This window comes from Pseudomonas sp. CGJS7 (assembly GCF_036961695.1).
In genome coordinates, this window is sequence record NZ_JBAMDI010000081.1 from 23,058 (window position 1) to 40,739 (window position 17,682).

Genomic DNA, 17,682 nt, shown 5'->3' on the forward strand with positions numbered 1-17,682 from the left:
GTCGCCTCAGCGTTCCAGTCCGGCCAGCAGCGCTTGTTCGCTCACCGCATGACCATCGATGCTCGCCGGCCCTTCGGCGCGATCCAGCGGCAACACCGCCAGCGCCAAATGGCGGTTCTCCGCGCTCGCGCTGGAAGCCACCGTACCCAACACCGCCGCTTCGCCGCGCACTTCCGCGCCGGCGGCGACCTCGGCCGGGCTTTCGAACAACACCAGCCCGCGCTTGGCCTTGCCGAGGAAATGGGTGCGCGCGACGATTTCCTGGCCGGGATAGCAGCCCTTCTTGACGCTGAAAGCGCGCAGCCGCTCCAGCGAGAGCTGCTGCGGCGTCCATTGTTCGCGCTGCGAAGCCGGCAAGCGCGGCAAGCCGTGCGCCACGTCCGCCTGCGCCCAGCGCGCCTGTGCGGCCTCATCGGCGGCGGCGCCCGGTCCGGCGACGACGCGCAGGCTGCGCGCGCCGCCTTCGCCGCTGAAATCCAGTTCCAGGCCGGAGGCCTCATCGCCGCCGATCGCCGAGCCGCGCGCCTGCGTCGGCGCGGCGAAGCGGCCTTCGATCACCTGGTCTTCACTCAGAGCGATCGTCAGCTTGCTGCGGAATACGAATCGTTTCAGCGATTCCACCAGCGCCGTCGCGTCGGCATCGGGCAGCAGCAGCCGGATCGATTGATCCGACAGGCGCAGCAAAGCGAACAGGGCGATCACCCGGCCCTTGGGCGTCAGCCAGCCGCTCCATTGCCAATGGCCGTCGGCTAAGGCTTTGACATCGTTCATGAACTGCGCCTGGGCGAAAGCGGCCGCATCGCGGCCCTCCAGGGCGATCAAATAGTGATCGGGCAGGGCGAAGGCCTGTCCGGGCAAGGCTTGCGGGTTGTCAGGCATGGGGGGCGGGACTTAATATTTAACGCTGTGATGATAGGCGAAACCACCCCGGAAGCACGTTCGGACCAAGCGTCCGAGACCCCGGCGACTCCCGTTTCCGATGCGGGAGGCCAATCGCCTTCCGCCAAGGACGCTCCCAAGGAGCATGCTCCGAAAGAGCACGGTGGTCGCGAGGGCCTCGAGCCGACCCGCTACGGCGACTGGGAAAAGAACGGCCGTTGCATCGATTTCTAGCTGGCTTGCTGCAAGCCTGTTAGATCCGGGCAACGACCGCGCATTTCAAGCACACACCCCACCCACAGCGCTCCCACGCTTCCCGCCACGCGGCGCCGCCGCCCAGCCGAGATTGCCACGCTAATGGCGAACCGCGAACGACCCTTATCACCTCATCTGCAGGTTTACCGCTGGCAGATTCAGATGGTGACCTCGATCCTGCACCGGACCACCGGTGTGATCCTCGCCGTCGGCGGCCTGCTGATCGCCTGGGCCCTGGTCGCGTTGGCGGCCGGCCCGGAGTCGTGGGCGCAATTCACCGCCTGCGCGCGCTCGCCGCTGGGCTTTCTGATTCTGTTCGGCTGGACCTGGGCCTTCGCCTACCACCTGATCAACGGCATCCGCCACTTGGTCCAGGACGCGGGCTATGCCTACAAGGTCGAGACCTTCATCCGTAACGGCTGGATCAGCGTCATCGGCAGCCTGGTGCTGACCGCATTGATCTGGATCGTCGCCATGATGTCGCGAGGTGGCGCATGAGCACCAAGATCGGAAGCGAAAGCGGACGCAGCCTGCGCAACCCGCTCAAGACCGCGCGCGGTCTGGGGTCGGCCAAAGACGGCACCCACCACTTCATCGTCCAGCGGGTCACCGCGATCGCGTTGGTGTTCCTGACCTTGTACGTGCTGGGCCTGATCGTGTCGTGGATCGGCGGCGATTACGCCAGCGTCCGCGCCTCGGTCGCCAATCCCTGCAACGCGGTGCTGCTGAGCGCGTTCGTGATCGCGATGTTCTGGCACGCCAAGCTCGGCCTGCAGGTGATCATCGAGGACTACGTCCACGGCCTGCTGGGCACGGCCTCGCAGATCGCCGTCGTTTTCGTTTGCGTACTCGCGGCCCTGGCCAGCGTGCTCGCCATCATCCGCATCGCGTTGGGAGCCTGAGTCGTGGCCTCTGCTTACAAGATCCAAGAACACAAGTTCGACATGGTCGTGGTCGGCGCCGGCGGCGCCGGTTTGCGCGCGACCTTCGGTCTGGCCCAGAAGGGCCTGAAGACCGCCTGCATCACCAAGGTGTTCCCGACCCGCTCGCACACCGTCGCCGCGCAGGGCGGTATCTCCGCCGCGCTGGCCAACATGGGCGAGGACGACTGGCGCTACCACTTCTTCGACACCGTCAAGGGTTCGGACTGGTTGGGCGATCAGGACGCGATCGAGTACATGTGCAAAGAGGCCATCCCGGCCATCATCGAACTCGAACACCAGGGCGTGCCGTTCTCGCGCACCGACGAGGGCAAGATCTACCAGCGCCCGTTCGGCGGCATGACCACCAAGTACGGCGAAGGCCCGCCGGCGCAGCGCACCTGCGCCGCGGCCGACCGCACCGGCCACGCGATCCTGCACACGCTGTACCAGCAGTCGCTGGCGCACGACGCCCAGTTCTTCATCGAATACTTCGCCCTCGACCTGATCATGGACGAGACCGGCGCCTGCCGCGGCGTGCTCGCGCTGGACATGGCCGAAGGCACCCTGCACCTGTTCCGCGCCCAGGGCACGGTGCTGGCGACCGGCGGCTACGGCCGCGCGTATTTCTCGGCGACCTCGGCCCACACCTGCACCGGCGACGGCGGCGGCATGGCCCTGCGCGCCGGTCTGGGCCTGCAGGACATGGAGTTCGTCCAGTTCCACCCGACCGGCATCTACGGCGCCGGCTGCCTGATCACCGAAGGCGTGCGAGGCGAGGGCGGCATCCTGCGCAACAGCAACGGCGAGCGCTTCATGGAGCGCTACGCGCCGAGCGTGAAGGATCTGGCGCCGCGCGACATGGTCAGCCGTTCGATGACCATCGAAATCCGCGAAGGCCGCGGCGTCGGCGAGCACAAGGACCACATCCTGCTCGACCTGACCCACCTCGGCCCGGAAGTGATCCACGAAAAGCTCCCCGGCATCGCCGAATCGGCGCGCATCTTCGCCAACGTCGATGTGGAGAAGGAGCCGATCCCGGTCATCCCGACCGTGCACTACAACATGGGCGGGATTCCGACCAACTACCACGGCGAAGTGGTGCAGTTGAAGGACGGCAACCCGGACGCGGTGGTCGAAGGCCTGTACGCCATCGGCGAAGCCGCCTGCGTGTCGGTGCACGGCGCCAACCGCCTGGGTTCGAACTCGCTGCTCGATCTGGTGGTGTTCGGCCGCGCCGTCGCCAACCGTTGCGCCGAGACGATCAAGCCCGGCGGCGCCCACGCCAAGTTGCCGGCCGACGCCTGCGACGCGGCGCTGGCGCGCCTGGACAAGCTGCGCAACGCCAACGGCAGCACCCCGACCTCGGTGATCCGCGACAAGATGCAGCGCACCATGCAGGCCGACGCCGCGGTGTTCCGCACCGGCGAAACGCTCAGCGACGGCGTGCGCAAGATGCGCGAGATCCACGCGCTATTCGCCGACGTCAAAGTCAGCGACCGTTCGCTGATCTGGAACTCGGACCTGATCGAGACCTACGAGCTGTCCAACCTGCTCAGCCAGGCCCTGGCCACCATCGTCTCGGCCGAGAACCGCACCGAGTCGCGCGGCGCGCACGCCCGCGAGGACTTCCCCACGCGCAACGACGCCGAGTGGCAGAAGCACACCCTGTGCTATGTCGACGAAAAGGGTACGACCAGCATCGACTACCGTCCGGTGCACAACTACACCCTGACCGACGACGTGGCCTACGTGCCGCCCAAGGAACGCAAGTACTGATCGGAGTTCCGGGCGCGCGCCCGTCGCGCGCCGGCAATCCAAACCCTTCAGTACCGCCGCCAGCCCAGAGATCGCCAGCATGGCTCAGTTCGCACTACCGAAAAATTCGCAGATCCAGAAGGGCCGCCATTGGCCGACGCCCGGCGCCAAGCAGCCGCGCACCTTCAAGGTCTATCGCTGGAACCCCGACGACGGCATGAACCCGCGAGTGGACACCTATGAGGTGGACCTGGCGACTTGCGGTCCGATGGTTCTGGACGCGTTGATCAAGATCAAGAACGAGATCGACCCGACCCTCACCTTCCGCCGCTCCTGCCGCGAAGGCATTTGCGGTTCGTGCGCGATGAACATCGACGGCACCAACACCCTGGCCTGCACCCGCGCCATCGCCGATTGCGGCGACGCCAAGAGCGACGTGCCGGTGTATCCGCTGCCGAGCATGGGCGTGGTCAAGGATCTGGTTCCGGATCTGACCCACTTCTACGCGCAGTACGCCTCGATCCGTCCGTGGCTGCGCACCCAGAGCGCGACCCCGTCCGACCGCGAGCGCCTGCAATCGCCGCAGGACCGCAAGAAGCTCGACGGCCTGTACGAATGCATCCTGTGCGCGTGCTGCTCGACCAGCTGCCCGAGCTACTGGTGGAACGGCGACCGTTACCTGGGCCCGGCGATCCTGTTGCAGGCCTACCGCTGGATCATCGACTCGCGCGATGAAGACACCGGCGCGCGCCTGGACGATCTGGAAGACCCGTTCAAGCTCTACCGCTGCCACACCATCATGAACTGCGCCCGCACCTGCCCGAAGGGTTTGAACCCGGCGCAGGCGATCGGCGAGATCAAGAAGCTGATGTTGGCCCGCCGGGTCTGATCGCTGAATCCGGCCGGTTCCGACCGCCTCGACGCCGCCGCCCGGACGATCCGGCGGCGGCGTTTTCGCGAGCGGGCCTTGGCCGTTGGTGCGATGCCATCCGGGGCGCGGGTAAGGGACGATAGGGCGAGGCTTTAACGCCCGTCATCCCCGCGAAGGCGGGGATCCAGGGCTTTATCGCGACAGGACTCTGAAGTCTCTGCGGCCCGGCCACGGCGCAAGCGCCGTGGCGTTCACGAATGCGCGAGCCAGTGGCTCGCAAGCGGCATCCGTTCACCCCCGCCTTCGCGGGGATGACGGGCGAAGAGCGAATACGCGCAAATCACACAGCAGCGAGGCGACCGAATGGATACGAAAGCGATCTTCTTCCCCGCATTGGCGATGGCCGCGTTGACCTGCATCGTATGGCTGCGCATGTTCCATGTGCGCATCGGCCAGATGCGCCGCGACCGCATCCACCCGCAGGCGGTCGCCACTTCCGCGCAAGCGATCACCCGCTTGACCGAATCGACCGCGGCCGACAACTTCCGCAACCTGTTCGAGCTGCCGGTGCTGTTCTACCTGGCGCTGTGCGTGGCGGCGTTCAACGGCTTCACCGATGCGCTCACCTTGACCTTGGCCTGGGCGTTCGTGGCGATGCGCATCGCCCACAGCTACATCCAATGCACGTACAACAAAGTCATGCACCGTTTTTTCGCTTATGCCGCCGGCGGTTTGATGCTGTGGCTGTTGTGGATCCGTCTGGCCGTGGGTTTGTTCTGCGCATGATCGCTTCGACCAGCGGATTCGCGACGCTCCTGGGCGGCCTGCTGTGCGCCGGATCGGCGATGGCCGCCGATTCGTCGGCGCCAGCGGCCCCGCAGACCGAGGTGGCGCAAGCGCGCGACCTGCTCGAGACCATGCGATTCGAAAACCTGATGCGGCGGATGCTGCTGCTGATCAACGAGCAGCCCGTTGCCGGGGAACCGCGCGAGGCCGGCGACGCCGCCTTGCTGCAGCGCTGGCTCGCGGCGACGCCGATGCAGGCGATTTCCGCGCAGGCCGCGCAGCGGCTGGCCGGGCAATTCGACCGCGCCCAGATCGCCGAAGGTTTGGCGTATTTCCGCAGTCCCGCCGGCCAGACCGAGTTGAGCTGCGTGCACGACGCGCCCGGAACGCCGCTGGTCGGCGAATGCATCCGCGAACGCGGCGGCGAAGCGCAATGGCAGGCGCATCAGGCTTTCGCCGCGGGCGACTTGCAGGGCAAGCTCGGCGACGCCCTGGGCGATTCGTTCGGACCGGAATTGTTCGCCGCCGCGGCGACGGCATTGAACCGCGACGCCGCGCTCAAACGCGAGGTCGACGGCTATTGCGCGCGCCGTCCGAGCGGCTTGTGCGCGATGATCGCTTCGGCGCAAACATCGGAGAGCGCACCGTGAACGAAGAACTGTCCGCCGCCGAGCGCGACGAACTCGAACTGCGGCGCCTGCGCTGGCGTTGCCGGCGCGGCATGCGCGAGTTGGATCAGTTGCTCGGGCGCTATCTCGACCGCGAATGGAGGCAGGCTTCCGAAGCCCAGCGCGGGGTTTTCCTACGGTTGCTGGAAACCGAGGACGATAAGCTCTGGCACTGGTTCATGGGCCACGAGGACGCCCACGATGCGCAGTTGCGAGAACTCGTCGGCTTCATCCGCCAACTGCCGCCCTGAGCGGTCGGTAAGCGCGCTTGGCGCCAAGCCCGCGCCGGCGACGGGCGCATGCCGTTTGCGCTGGCGGCCTTCGCGGCTGCTGTGCGCGGGATTGATCGTACTGGCGGCGCTGGCGGCCTTCTCGGTATTGGCCAGCGAGCTGCCCGCAGCCGCGGCCTGGCCGCTCGCGATCCTGACCCTGGGCCGGGGACTGTGGTCCGCCCGTCGTGAAGCCGTCCGCCCGGCGCGGTCGCTGACGATCTCCGGCGGCCGCGCCACCCTCGACGATATCCCGGTCTCGGACCTGCGCCTGCATTGGCGCGGCTGGCTGGCCCGGCTCGATGCCGTAGGCCCGGACGGCCGTCGCCTGCGCCTGTCGTGGTGGCCGGACACGCTCGACGCCGGCGGCCGCCGTGAACTACGGCTGGCCGTCGCGGTCTTAGAGCCTGCGCGTGGTCCGAGTTCGATGGCACCATGAGCGGCCTGGATTCGAGACTCAGATCGGCGATTGGCCCACGCGAAAACCGCCGGATCGAGCCCGCGACCAGAACCGACCCAACCGCCGACGCTTTCGCGAATCCTCCATTTCGAACCTAGAAGCCCGAATCCCTAGATGTTCAAACCCATTTCAGTAGCCATCGGCCTGCGCTATCTGCGCGCCAAACGCCGCAACGGCTTCATTTCGTTCATTTCGTTGGCCTCGATCGCCGGCATCGCCCTGGGCGTGACCGCGCTGATCACCACCCTGGCGGTGATGAGCGGTTTCCAGCGCGAAATCCGCGACCGCATGCTGCAGATGGCGGCGCACGCCACCGTCAGCGCCTACGGCGAGCCGCTGACCGAATGGCGGCTCGCGGTCGACAAGGCCATGGCCGACACCCGGGTGATCGGCGCCGCGCCGTACGTGGAAAAAGAGGCGCTGCTGTCGGCGACGCGGCAACAGCCGGCGATCATCCGCGGCGTGGTCCCGGCCGAAGAAGGCAAGGTGTCGGTGCTGGCCGACAAGATGGTCGAAGGCAAGCTCGATTCGCTCACGCCCGGCAGCTTCAACATCGTGCTGGGCAAGGAACTCGCGCTGTGGATGGGCGCGCAGGTCGGCGACGGCGTAGTGGTGATGCTCGCCGACGGCCGCAGCAGCCCGATGGGCACGCTGCCGCAGCTCAAGCGCTTCACCGTCAGCGGCATCTTCGAGGCCGGCTACAACGAGTTCGACAAGGGCCTGGCCGTCGTCAACATGAACGACATGCAGCGGGTGCTGCGCATGGGCGACGGCGTCACCGGCGTGCGCCTGAAGCTGCACGACATGGATCAGGCGGGCGAGGTGGCGCGCGATCTGGCGGTCAGCCTGGGCGGCCCGTATCGGGTCACCGACTGGAGCAGCGACAACGCCAACATGTTCCGCGCGCTGAAGATGGAAAAGACGGTGATGGCGATCCTGCTGTCGCTGATCATCGCGATGGGCGCGTTCAATCTGGTGTCCTCGCAGGTGATGTTGGTGACCGACAAGCAGGCCGACATCGCGATCCAGCGCACCCTCGGCCTCACCCCGATGAGCGTGATGCGGATCTTCGTGGTGCAGGGCACCTTGATCGGCATCATCGGCACGGTGCTCGGCGTGGTCGGCGGCATCGTGTTGACCTTGAACCTGGAGCATATCCTCAAGGCGATCGAAGCGGTGCTCGGCGTGCAGTTGCTGCCGGAAGACGTCTACTACATCACCGGCCTGCCGACTGATCTGCGCAGCGGCGACGTGATCGTGATCGCTTGCGTGGCTTTGGCGATGGCGTTCCTGGCCACCATTTATCCCGCCTGGCGCGCCGCGCGCACGGCACCGGCGGAGGCGCTGCGTTATGAGTGATATCCGTCAATCCGCCGCCGCCGCGCAGACCGGCGGCCCGGCCTCGTCCGAGATCGTGTTGTCGTGCCAGGGATTGGCGATGACCTATTCGGAAGGCAATCTGCACACGCCGGTGTTCGACGGCCTGGACCTGTCGGTCAAGCGCGGCGAAACCGTGGCCATCCTCGGCGCGTCCGGCGCCGGCAAGAGCACCTTGCTGCATTTGCTCGGCGGCCTGGACACGCCGACCGCGGGCGAGGTGTTCGTCGCCGGCCATCGGATGAACGATTTGCCGGATCGCTCGCGCGGGATTCTGCGCAATCAATCGCTGGGCTTCATCTATCAGTTCCATCACCTGTTGCCCGAGTTCACCGCGCTGGAAAACGTGATGCTGCCGATCCTGCTCAGCGGGCGCTCGGTACGCGCGCGCCGCCAGCGGTCCTGGGGCGGGGTGGTGCTCGGCATTCCGCGCTACGTTTTCTTCGATCTGCCCTGCGCGATGCTGCGCTCGGTCTCGGAAAGCGTGGACGCGCCGTCGGTGGCGCAGGCGCGCGAACGCGCCAAGGCCTTGCTGGAATCGGTCGGTTTGGGCCACCGCTTGCAGCACAAGCCCGGCGAGTTGTCCGGCGGCGAACGCCAACGCGCCGCGGTGGCGCGCGCGCTGATCAATCGCCCGGCCTGCGTGCTCGGCGATGAGCCCACCGGCAATCTGGACGAGAAAACCGCGGCGACGGTGTTCGAGCTGATGCTCGCGCTGAACCGCGAGCAGGGCACCAGCCTGGTGCTGGTAACCCACGACCGCCGCCTCGCGCGGCGCCTGGACCGAGTGCTGGAACTGCACGAGGGCAAGCTGCGGCAACTGGACGCCGCCGAGGTGTAGACATGCTCGATGCGGCAAGGACGCCGCCGTTCGGAAAACTAGCCGCGATCGCACTGTTGGCCGGCGTCTGCGCCGCGCTGGCCTTGCCGTGGCTGTGTCCGTGGCAGATGTCGGCGGCGATGCTGATCGCCGCCGGGTACGGGTGGTGGGGTTGGCCGCGATGGCGGCCGCTCGCCATCGCCGGGTTCGGGTTCGCGCTGGCCGGGTTGCATGCGGCCTACGCGTTGGACCTGCAGTTGCCCGCGGATTGGGAGAAACGCGACGTCGCCGTCAGCGGCCGCATCGTCGATCTGCCGGTGCACGAGGTGCGCCGAAGCCGGATCGAATTCCGCGTCGACGACGACATCTCGCAGCCGGCGCCGTTGCGCGGCGCGCTGCTGCGGCTGGCGTGGTACGACGACGACCCGCGCGCGCGTGGCGCACTTAAAGCCGGACAGCGCTGGCATTTCCAGGCGCGGGTGCGCGCGCCGCGAGGGCTGCGCAACCCCGGTGGCGCGGATGCCGAAAAGTACGCATTGATGCGGCGCCTGAGCGCCAACGGTTATCTGCGCAATCCCGAGCGCGCGCGTCTGCTGGCGCCCGCGCAAGGCTTGAGTGCGTGGCGCGAATCGATCAGCGACCGCATCGCCGCGGCGGTGCCTTCGCAAGGCTCGCGCTTCGTGCGCGCGCTGGCACTGGGCGATACCCGCGGGCTCAGCGATCGCGATTGGGAGGTGTTGCGGGCCGACGGTCTGACCCATCTGATTGCGATCTCCGGTTTCCATGTGGGGCTGGTCGCCGGTTTCTTCGCCTTGCTGGCGCGCGTTGGATGGTGGTTGGCGCCAACGTTGGGGCGGCGAATTCCGGCGGTGGTCGCCGCCTCGGCGGCGGCGATGCTCGGCGGTTTGCTGTACGCGGCCGCGGTGGGGTTCGCGCTGCCGACCTTACGCACCTGGCTGATGATCGCGGTGATCGCCGGCCTGCGGATTTTCAGGCGGCCGATGCACGGCGCCGACGCGCTGGCCCTGGCCGCGATCGCGATGCTGTCGGCCGATCCGCTGGCGCTGCTCGGCGCCGGTTTCTGGCTGAGCTTTCTGGGCGTGGCCTGGTTGCTGTGGTGCCTGCCCGGGAGCGGATCGCAACCGGGCGCAGAGCTCGCGCAGAGCTACTGGCGGCGACAACTGCAGGGCTTCGTCTCGGCCCAGGGTGTGGCCAGCCTGGGCTTGCTGCCGGTGTGTGCGGCCTTGTTCGGACAGGCCTCGTTGGCTGGGCCGCTGGCGAACCTGATTGCGGTGCCGTGGTGGAGTTTGCTGGTGATCCCGCTGTCCCTGTTGGGAACCGGTTTGGAAGCCGTGCATGCCGGCGCCGGCGAGTTCGCCTGGCGCTGGGCCGCGGCGTGTTTCGAGCCGGGCTGGCCGGCCTTCGTCGCCTTGGCCGATAGCCCGCTGGCGCTGTGGTGGTTGCCGGAAGCGTCGTGGTTCGCCTTGCCGTTGGCGCTGATTGGCGCGTTCTGGCTGCTGCTGCCGCGCGGGACGCCGGGCAAGGCCTTGGCGGCGCTGCTGTGGCTGCCGCTGCTGTGGCCGGAGCGGCGTCTGCCGGCGCCGGGCGAGGCAGAACTGGTGGTGATCGACGTGGGGCAGGGCTTGTCGGTGCTGGTGCGTACCGCCCGCCACAGCCTGTTGTTCGATGCCGGTCCGGCGGTGCGCGACGGCTTCGATGCCGGCGAGCGCGCGGTGGTGCCGGCGCTGCATGCCTTGGGCGTGCGGCGCTTGGATCGGGTGGTGATCAGCCACGGCGACAACGACCATGCCGGCGGCATGGCCGCGGTGCTGCGGCGATTTCCAACGTCGCCGCCGTTCGCGCCGGCCGACGTGGACGGCGAGGCGGTGCACGGCATGCGCACGCGTCCTTGTCAGGCCGGCGCCGGCTGGGAATGGGACGGCGTGCGCCTGCGTTTCCTGCACCCGCCCAAGCACTTTCCGTATTTGAAGAACGAATCCAGCTGCGTGCTGCGGATCGACACCAGGCACGGCAGCGCCTTGCTCACCGGCGACATCGGCGAGGTGGTGGAGCGCGATCTGGTCCGCCGCGCGGCCGAGTCGGCCGACGCTTCCTTGCGCGCCGATGTGGTCCTGGTGGCTCATCACGGCAGTGGTGGTTCCTCCGATCCGGCCTTCGTGCGCGCCACCGGCGCCCGCCACGCGCTGATCTCCAGCGGCCACGGCAACCGCTTCGGCCACCCGCGCGCGGACGTGCTCGAACGCTGGCGCGGCGCCGGTGCGCGGCCGTCCGATACCGCCGCCGACGGGGCTCTGCGGGTAGGTCTGCGCGCCGGCGGGATCGGCCTGGAAACGCGACGCCAGACACACCCGCGTCTGTGGGATGCGACCCGGCGCGCGGGCCCTGGGCTATCCTATCGGCCGGATTGAAGTCGGCCACGGGCCGGAGGTTCGCGAGTGCTGGAACTGGTGAAGGCCGGCGGTTGGCCGATGATTCCGCTGTTGATCCTGTCGGCGGTGGCCCTGGCGATCATCATCGAGCGGCTGTGGACCCTGCGCCGACGGGCGGTGCTGCCGCCGCGTCTGGGCCAGGAAGTGCGCGCCTGGGCCGCCAGCGGCAAGCTCGATCCGGCCCACATCGAATCGCTGCGCGCGACCGCGCCGCTGGGCGCGCTGCTGGCCGCGGCGCTGGACGTGCGCCAGCGCCCGCGCGAGGAAATCCGCGAGCGCATCGAAGACGTGGGCCGGCATCTGGTCCATCGCATGGAGCGTTACCTGAATACGCTGGGCACCATTTCCGCCGCCGGCCCCTTGCTGGGCCTGTTCGGCACGGTGGTCGGCATGATCCAGATGTTCATGGTCATCAACGACCACGGCATCGGCGACGTCAACCAGCTCGCTGGCGGCATCGGCAAGGCGCTGGTGTGCACCGCCACCGGCATGATCGTGGCGATCCCGGCGCTGATCGCCCACCGCTGGTTCCGCGGCCGCATCGCCGAGTACATCGTGGCGATGGAGCACGAGGCCATCGCCCTGGTCGACGTGCTGACCCCGGGCACCGCCGAATCGCGCCAGACCGAAGCGGCGCGCGCGCCGGTGCGTCTGGCCGGCGGCCAGGCCGGCTGAGGTCGCCGCAATGCGTATTCGCGACCATCGCGCCGACGACGAACCCGAGATCAACCTGGTCCCGTTGATCGACGTGATTCTGGTGCTGATCATTTTCTTCGTGGTCACCGCCACCTTCGACGCGCGCTCGGTGCTCAAGCTGGAACTGCCGCGCGCCACCGGCGAGCCCTCGGGCGACGCCAGCAAGGCGCTGATCGTGCTGGTCAACGCCGAAGGCCGTTACTTCGTCGGCGACCGCGAGGTGCTGCGCGACGATCTGGAATCGCTCAAGAGCACCATCGCCGAGGTCGCCGGCAACGACCGCGACCGCACCGTGATGCTGCGCGCCGATGCGCGCACGCCGTACCAGGCCGTGGTCACCGTGTACGACGCGCTCGGCCAATTGGGTTTCCGTCGGATCATGAGCGCGACCGCGCCGCCGCAGAACGCGGCTAAGCCCGTCGCGGAGTCGGCGCGGTGACGCAGGCCGAAACCGATTCGTCCTGGCGGGTCTATCGCCGGCTGCTCCGATTCGCCAGGCCGTACCGCCGCCTGCTGTGGCTGGCGGGCATCGGCATGTTGATCGAAGCCGCTGCCGGCGCCGGGTTCACCAAGTTGATGGAACCGATCATCAACCAGACCTTCATCGCCAAGAACCAAAGCGTGGCGATCTGGCTGCCGCTGACCATCGTCGCCCTGTTCGTCCTGCGCGGCATCGCCGGCTATGTCACCGATTACTACATGGCCAAGTCCGGCCGCGGCGTCGCCCGCGATCTGCGCGTGCAGGTGCTCGGCAAGTACCTGCGCATGCCCGGCTCGCGCTTCGACACCGAGCCGGTGCCGTCGATGCTGGTGCGCCTGGGTTCGGACAGCGATCAAGTCGCGCAGGCCTCGGTCGACGCGCTCAAGGTCATGGTGCAGCAATCGACCCAGGCCCTGGGTTTGCTCGCGGTGATGATCTCGACCAGCTGGCAGGTGACTTTGGCGGTGCTGGTGGTCGCGCCGCCGCTGGCCTGGGTCATGGACAAGGTCGGGCGCCGCTATCGGCGGATCAGCCATCGCATCCAGGAAAGCGGCGCGCAGTTGTTGCTGGCCGCCGATCAGTCCTTGTCCAACCAGCAGGAAGTGAAGGTCTACGGCGCTCAGCAATCCGAGCTGGCCCGTTACGCCGCGGTCGCCGATCACTATCTCAAGCTCAGCCTCAAGGTCGAATCCACCCGCAGCATCGCCTCGGCGTTGGTGCAGTTGATGGGCTCGGTCGGCCTGGCGGTGTTGCTGCTGGTGGCCGGTTACGAAGCCTTCAACGGGCGCTTGAGCGCAGGCGGCTTCGTTGCGTTGATGCTGTCGATGATGGCGATGATCCCCAACCTGCGCCAGCTCACCAACGTGCAGAACATGCTCCAGCGCGGCGTCGCCTCGGCCGAGCGTTTGTTCGACGTGCTCGACGCGGTCGAAGAACCCGATAGCGGCACCCGCGAACTCACGCGCAGCCAGGGCCAGATCGAATTCCGCGCGGTCACCGCGCGCTATCCCGGGCAGACCTCGCCGGCGCTGTCGGATATCAGTTTCATCGCCCGGCCGGGCACGGTCACCGCCATCGTCGGCCGGTCCGGCAGCGGCAAGTCGACCCTGATCAAGCTGATTCCGCGTTTCTACGACCCCGAATCCGGCCAGGTGCTGCTCGACGGCCACCCGGTGCAGGACTACAAACTGGCCGATCTGCGCCGTCAGATCGCGTTGGTCGGCCAGCAGGTGATGCTGTTCGACGGCACCATCGCGGCCAATATCGCCTTTGGCGAAATGCAGGACGCCGACGACGCCGCGCTGGATCGGGCGATGCGCGGCGCCAACGCCGCCGAGTTCATCGACCGCTTGCCCGAAGGCGCGCAGACCTCGGTCGGGGCCAAGGGCGGCAAGCTGTCCGGCGGCCAGCGTCAGCGTCTGGCGATCGCGCGGGCGATGCTCAAGGACGCGCCGATCCTGATTCTCGACGAAGCCACCGCCGCGCTGGACACCGAATCCGAGCGTCTGGTCCAGGACGCGCTGGAACGGCTCATGCCGGACCGCACCACCTTGGTCATCGCCCATCGTCTGTCGACGATCGAACACGCCGACCAGGTGTTGGTGATGGATCAGGGCCGGATCGTCGAACGCGGCTCGCACGCCGAACTGCTCGCCCAGGGCGGGTTGTACGCGCATCTGCACCGCATGCAGTTCCGCGAAGCCGAATGACCGATATCCGCCGCGCCCCGATGCCGCCCTCGCGCGTTCGCGCCGCGCAGTCTTGTCCGCTCGCGAGCGTGCGCCGATGAGCGCGGACAACCGCAACGGCGTGCCCGCGTACTGGTACGACGACAGCGCCGTGCCCGCGCACGCGCGGCTGTTGTCCGGCGTCTACGCCGCGGTCACCGGTTTGCGCCGCGCGCTGTACCGCAAGGGCTACAAGCGCCGCATCCATCCCGGCGCGCCGGTGATCGTGGTCGGCAACATCACCGCCGGCGGTGCCGGCAAGACGCCGCTGACCATCGCCCTGGTCCAGCGGCTCAAGCAGGAAGGCTGGAATCCCGGGGTCGCCAGCCGCGGTTACGGCCGCGACGACATCGCCACGCCGCTGTGGATCGAACGCGACACCGATCCGCGCCTGGGCGGCGACGAACCGGTGCTGATCGCGCGCCGCACCGGGGTCAAGCTGCGCGCCGACCGCGACCGCGCCGCCGCGGCCAAGGCTCTGGCCGCGGCCGGCTGCGACATCGTGATCTGCGACGACGGCTTGCAGCATTACCGCCTGGCGCGCGACATCGAGATCGAAGTGGTCGACGGCCGCCGCCGTTACGGCAACGGCCAGTTGCTGCCGGCCGGCCCCTTGCGCGAACCGCCCGAGCGCGCGGCCTTGTGCGATTTCCGCGTGGTCAACCTGGCGCAATCGGCCACGGCCGATCCGGCCGCGAGCGCCGGCTTCGGCGAGTGGCCGATGCGGCTGATCGCCGATCAGGCCCAGCCCTTGCTCGGCGCGCGCCCGCTCAAACTGGAAGCCTTCGCCGGCCAGCGCGTGCACGCGGTCGCCGGCATCGGCGATCCGGAACGCTATTTCTCCATGCTGCGCGGCCTCGGCATCGCGGTGGTGCCGCATGCGTTTCCCGATCACCACCGTTACGTCGAATCCGATTTCGCCTTCGGCAGCAAACTGCCGGTGCTGATGACCGAGAAAGACGCGGTCAAGATTCCGCTGAGCGGCGAGGGCGCCTTCGCCACCGACGCGTACTACAGCGTGCCGGTGCGGGCCGAATTGCCGGAAGCGTTCTGGGTGTCGCTGGCGGAAAAGCTGCGTTTGCTTTAGTCGGCCGGCCGATCCGGCCTCTTCGGCGTTGCTCGAAGCGGGCTCTCGCGCTGAAGCGATCGGATCCCGCGCGGCGACACGATCATGGGATCAACGCGCCCGTGTGCGGCTGGTACAGCTCGAACGCCAACCGGCGTTGCTTGAAGGGCAGGTCGTACAGCCGCAGATAGTTCATGTCCTTGCGGTTCTTGGCGCGCGAGACGCATAGCCCGGTGGTCAGGAACAGGTAGTCGTCGCTGCGGATGTACACGGCCGGATCGCCTACCCGCAGCAGATCCAGCAGACGCATGCGGTCGCCGTTGCAGGCCATGCCGCCGAGCGACGACCGCGGCGAGTCGCCGCGCAGATTGATGCACACCAGGCGGTCGTTCTCGAAGGTCAGATCGAACAGGTCCATGGTCTGGTCGCGGCCGCGGATTTCCACGATCTGGCCGCGATAGAACGCCCGCTCTTGCGCTTCGTCGAAGATGTCGTCCTGTTCGGGAAAGCAGAGGCTGTCGGGCGGGCCGAGAATCGCGCCGACCTGGACTTGCGACATCCCCAGCCGCAACGGTCCCACGCCGATCAACGGTTGGATTTCGATCATCGGTAGCGCTCTTTGCGATGCCTGGGCCGGCCGCCATGTTTTCATGGCGCGCAGCAAGGAGATAGGCTCAACGAAGGTGGCCTTGGCGTGCGGCATCGGCGCGGCGATCGCAGGCGCATCGCGGTGTGTGCGGCGCCGGCCCAGTCCCGCGCGATCACACATCGTCCGCCCGACGATCTGAGATGATGCACGCTCGCCCGATCTTCGCCGCGGGCCGCCTTATCCGGAGCCGAACATGAGCCAAGACTTCGTCGTCGCCATTCCCGCCCGCTATGCCGCCTCGCGGCTGCCCGGCAAACCGTTGCGCGAGCTGGCCGGCGAACCGCTGGTGCTGCACGTGGCCCGGCGCGCGTTGGCGGCCGGCGCACGCGAAGTCTGGGTCGCGGCCGACGACGAACGCATCGCCCAAGCGCTCAAGGACAGCGGAGTTCAGGTGGCGATGACCTCGACCGAACACGCGTCCGGCACCGACCGTCTGGCCGAATGCGCCGACCTGGCCGGTTGGCGCGACGACACGGTGGTGGTGAACCTGCAGGGCGACGAACCGTTCGCGCCGGCCGCCGGCATCCTCGCCACCGCCCAGACCTTGCGCGACAGCGGCGCGGAGATGTCGACGCTGGCCGCGCCGGTGACCGAGGTCGACGTCTTGTTCGACCCCAACGCGGTCAAGCTGGTGCGCGCGGGCAACGGCGATGCGCTGTACTTCAGCCGCGCGCCGATCCCGTGGCCGCGCGACGCCTTCGCCAAGGACCGCGAGCGCATGCCCGGCGGCGGCGAGTGGCTGCGGCATATCGGCATTTACGGCTACCGCGCCGGCTTCCTGCGCAAGTTCGCCAAGATGCGGCCGGGGCGTCTGGAACAGATCGAAGCGCTGGAACAATTGCGCGCGCTGGAAGCCGGTTACCGCATCGCGGTCGGCATCACCCCGGAGCCGTTTCCGCCCGGCGTGGACACGCCCGAGGATTTGCTGCGCGCCGAAGCGCATCTGGCGCGCGAGCGGCAGAACGCGGCGGACGCGTCCGGCGGCGAGGGCGCCTGAGCCATGCGCCTGCTGGTGGTGTGCCTGGGCAACATCTGCCGCTCGCCGGTGGCCGAGGGCGTGCTGCGCGCGCGCATCGCCGCTTCGACGGTGGCGGGGCGGGTGGAACTGGATTCGGCCGGCACCGGCGACTGGCATATCGGCGAGCCGCCGGATAAGCGTTCGATCGCCAATGCCGCCGAACACGGGATCGATATTTCCGGGTTGCGCGCGCGGCAGTTGGCGGCAGCGGACTATCGCGAGTTCGATTGGTTGCTGTGCGCCGACCGGGCCAATTTGCGCGACGTGCGCGCGCGTGCGCCCAAGGGCGCGACGGCGCGAAGCGCGTTGCTGCTGGATTGGTGCGGCACGGTGACCGATGGCGAAGTGCCCGATCCGTACACCGGCGGGCCGGCTCAGTTCGAGCATGTGTTTCAGTTGCTCGACCGCGCCGCGGATGGGGCGATCGCGCGGTTGCGCGAAGAGTTGCGGGTGCGTTGAGGCGGCGTTGAGGGGTTGGGCCTGGTTGCGGCGCTTACTCCGCCCGCACCCCGGCCCGAACGCATAGCGTTCG

Annotated in this window: 20 protein-coding genes; 18 read left to right on the forward strand and 2 right to left on the reverse strand. The window is 68.1% G+C overall.

Features of this window, described 5'->3' with window-relative positions:
• Positions 1 to 6 precede the first annotated feature (6 nt).
• Positions 7 to 879 carry a CAF17-like 4Fe-4S cluster assembly/insertion protein YgfZ gene (gene ygfZ, locus V7787_RS34635; protein WP_336091906.1) on the reverse strand — a complete coding sequence of 291 codons (873 nt, stop codon included), beginning with the start codon at positions 877 to 879 and terminating at the stop codon, positions 7 to 9.
• 30 nt (positions 880 to 909) lie between these two features.
• On the opposite strand from ygfZ, the gene V7787_RS53200 reads away from it, so the two are divergent.
• From V7787_RS53200 to lpxK, 16 genes are all read left to right on the forward strand, one after another.
• The gene (locus tag V7787_RS53200; RefSeq protein ID WP_442965343.1) at positions 910 to 1,113 is read left to right on the forward strand and encodes a DUF1674 domain-containing protein; all 204 of its coding nucleotides are present in this window, start codon (positions 910 to 912) and stop codon (positions 1,111 to 1,113) included.
• A gap of 123 nt (positions 1,114 to 1,236) precedes the next feature.
• Positions 1,237 to 1,632, forward strand: a complete 396-nt coding sequence (gene sdhC / locus V7787_RS34640) for a succinate dehydrogenase, cytochrome b556 subunit (RefSeq protein ID WP_336091909.1) — start codon at positions 1,237 to 1,239, stop codon at positions 1,630 to 1,632.
• Positions 1,629 to 2,036 carry a succinate dehydrogenase, hydrophobic membrane anchor protein gene (gene sdhD, locus V7787_RS34645; protein WP_336091911.1) on the forward strand — a complete coding sequence of 136 codons (408 nt, stop codon included), beginning with the start codon at positions 1,629 to 1,631 and terminating at the stop codon, positions 2,034 to 2,036. Before sdhC ends, sdhD begins: the two co-directional genes overlap by 4 nt.
• A 42-nt stretch (positions 2,037 to 2,078) precedes the next feature.
• Complete coding sequence (gene sdhA / locus V7787_RS34650; protein ID WP_336091944.1) at positions 2,079 to 3,833, forward strand: succinate dehydrogenase flavoprotein subunit; 1,755 nt, start codon at positions 2,079 to 2,081, stop codon at positions 3,831 to 3,833.
• Positions 3,834 to 3,912: 79 nt separating this feature from the next.
• Complete coding sequence (locus V7787_RS34655; protein ID WP_215060381.1) at positions 3,913 to 4,701, forward strand: succinate dehydrogenase iron-sulfur subunit; 789 nt, start codon at positions 3,913 to 3,915, stop codon at positions 4,699 to 4,701.
• A gap of 345 nt (positions 4,702 to 5,046) precedes the next feature.
• Positions 5,047 to 5,469: an MAPEG family protein gene (locus tag V7787_RS34660; protein WP_336091913.1), complete on the forward strand. Its 423-nt coding sequence runs from the start codon at positions 5,047 to 5,049 to the stop codon at positions 5,467 to 5,469.
• The gene (locus tag V7787_RS34665) at positions 5,466 to 6,119 is read left to right on the forward strand and encodes a hypothetical protein (protein ID WP_336091914.1); all 654 of its coding nucleotides are present in this window, start codon (positions 5,466 to 5,468) and stop codon (positions 6,117 to 6,119) included. The genes V7787_RS34660 and V7787_RS34665 overlap by 4 nt, the downstream gene beginning before the upstream one ends.
• Positions 6,116 to 6,388, forward strand: coding sequence for an FAD assembly factor SdhE (locus V7787_RS34670; RefSeq protein ID WP_336091916.1), 273 nt, complete (start codon positions 6,116 to 6,118; stop codon positions 6,386 to 6,388). Before V7787_RS34665 ends, V7787_RS34670 begins: the two co-directional genes overlap by 4 nt.
• Positions 6,339 to 6,845 carry a hypothetical protein gene (locus tag V7787_RS34675; RefSeq protein ID WP_336091917.1) on the forward strand — a complete coding sequence of 169 codons (507 nt, stop codon included), beginning with the start codon at positions 6,339 to 6,341 and terminating at the stop codon, positions 6,843 to 6,845. The genes V7787_RS34670 and V7787_RS34675 overlap by 50 nt, the downstream gene beginning before the upstream one ends.
• Before the next feature lie 135 nt (positions 6,846 to 6,980).
• On the forward strand, positions 6,981 to 8,225 hold the full coding sequence (locus V7787_RS34680) for a lipoprotein-releasing ABC transporter permease subunit (RefSeq protein ID WP_336091919.1): 1,245 nt from the start codon (positions 6,981 to 6,983) through the stop codon (positions 8,223 to 8,225).
• A 79-nt stretch (positions 8,226 to 8,304) separates the two neighbouring features.
• Complete coding sequence (locus V7787_RS34685; RefSeq protein ID WP_442965344.1) at positions 8,305 to 9,084, forward strand: ATP-binding cassette domain-containing protein; 780 nt, start codon at positions 8,305 to 8,307, stop codon at positions 9,082 to 9,084.
• A gap of 2 nt (positions 9,085 to 9,086) precedes the next feature.
• Positions 9,087 to 11,492, forward strand: coding sequence for a DNA internalization-related competence protein ComEC/Rec2 (locus tag V7787_RS34690; RefSeq protein WP_336091922.1), 2,406 nt, complete (start codon positions 9,087 to 9,089; stop codon positions 11,490 to 11,492).
• A 27-nt stretch (positions 11,493 to 11,519) separates the two neighbouring features.
• The gene (locus V7787_RS34695) at positions 11,520 to 12,188 is read left to right on the forward strand and encodes a MotA/TolQ/ExbB proton channel family protein (protein ID WP_336091923.1); all 669 of its coding nucleotides are present in this window, start codon (positions 11,520 to 11,522) and stop codon (positions 12,186 to 12,188) included.
• 10 nt (positions 12,189 to 12,198) lie between these two features.
• Positions 12,199 to 12,648: an ExbD/TolR family protein gene (locus V7787_RS34700; protein ID WP_336091925.1), complete on the forward strand. Its 450-nt coding sequence runs from the start codon at positions 12,199 to 12,201 to the stop codon at positions 12,646 to 12,648.
• Positions 12,645 to 14,399 (forward strand): lipid A export permease/ATP-binding protein MsbA, encoded by a 1,755-nt coding sequence (gene msbA / locus V7787_RS34705; protein WP_336091927.1) that lies wholly within the window; start codon positions 12,645 to 12,647, stop codon positions 14,397 to 14,399. Before V7787_RS34700 ends, msbA begins: the two co-directional genes overlap by 4 nt.
• A gap of 76 nt (positions 14,400 to 14,475) precedes the next feature.
• Positions 14,476 to 15,504, forward strand: a complete 1,029-nt coding sequence (lpxK, locus tag V7787_RS34710; RefSeq protein WP_336091929.1) for a tetraacyldisaccharide 4'-kinase — start codon at positions 14,476 to 14,478, stop codon at positions 15,502 to 15,504.
• 82 nt (positions 15,505 to 15,586) lie between these two features.
• On the opposite strand, the gene V7787_RS34715 is transcribed toward lpxK, so the two are convergent.
• On the reverse strand, positions 15,587 to 16,090 hold the full coding sequence (locus V7787_RS34715; RefSeq protein WP_336091930.1) for a hypothetical protein: 504 nt from the start codon (positions 16,088 to 16,090) through the stop codon (positions 15,587 to 15,589).
• 235 nt (positions 16,091 to 16,325) lie between these two features.
• On the opposite strand from V7787_RS34715, the gene kdsB reads away from it, so the two are divergent.
• Entirely contained in the window at positions 16,326 to 17,129 is an 804-nt protein-coding gene (kdsB, locus tag V7787_RS34720) for a 3-deoxy-manno-octulosonate cytidylyltransferase (RefSeq protein WP_336091931.1), read from the forward strand.
• A 3-nt stretch (positions 17,130 to 17,132) separates the two neighbouring features.
• A complete protein-coding gene (locus V7787_RS34725; protein ID WP_336091933.1) occupies positions 17,133 to 17,609 on the forward strand; it encodes a low molecular weight protein-tyrosine-phosphatase in 477 nt (158 codons plus the stop codon).
• Positions 17,610 to 17,682: the final 73 nt, after the last annotated feature.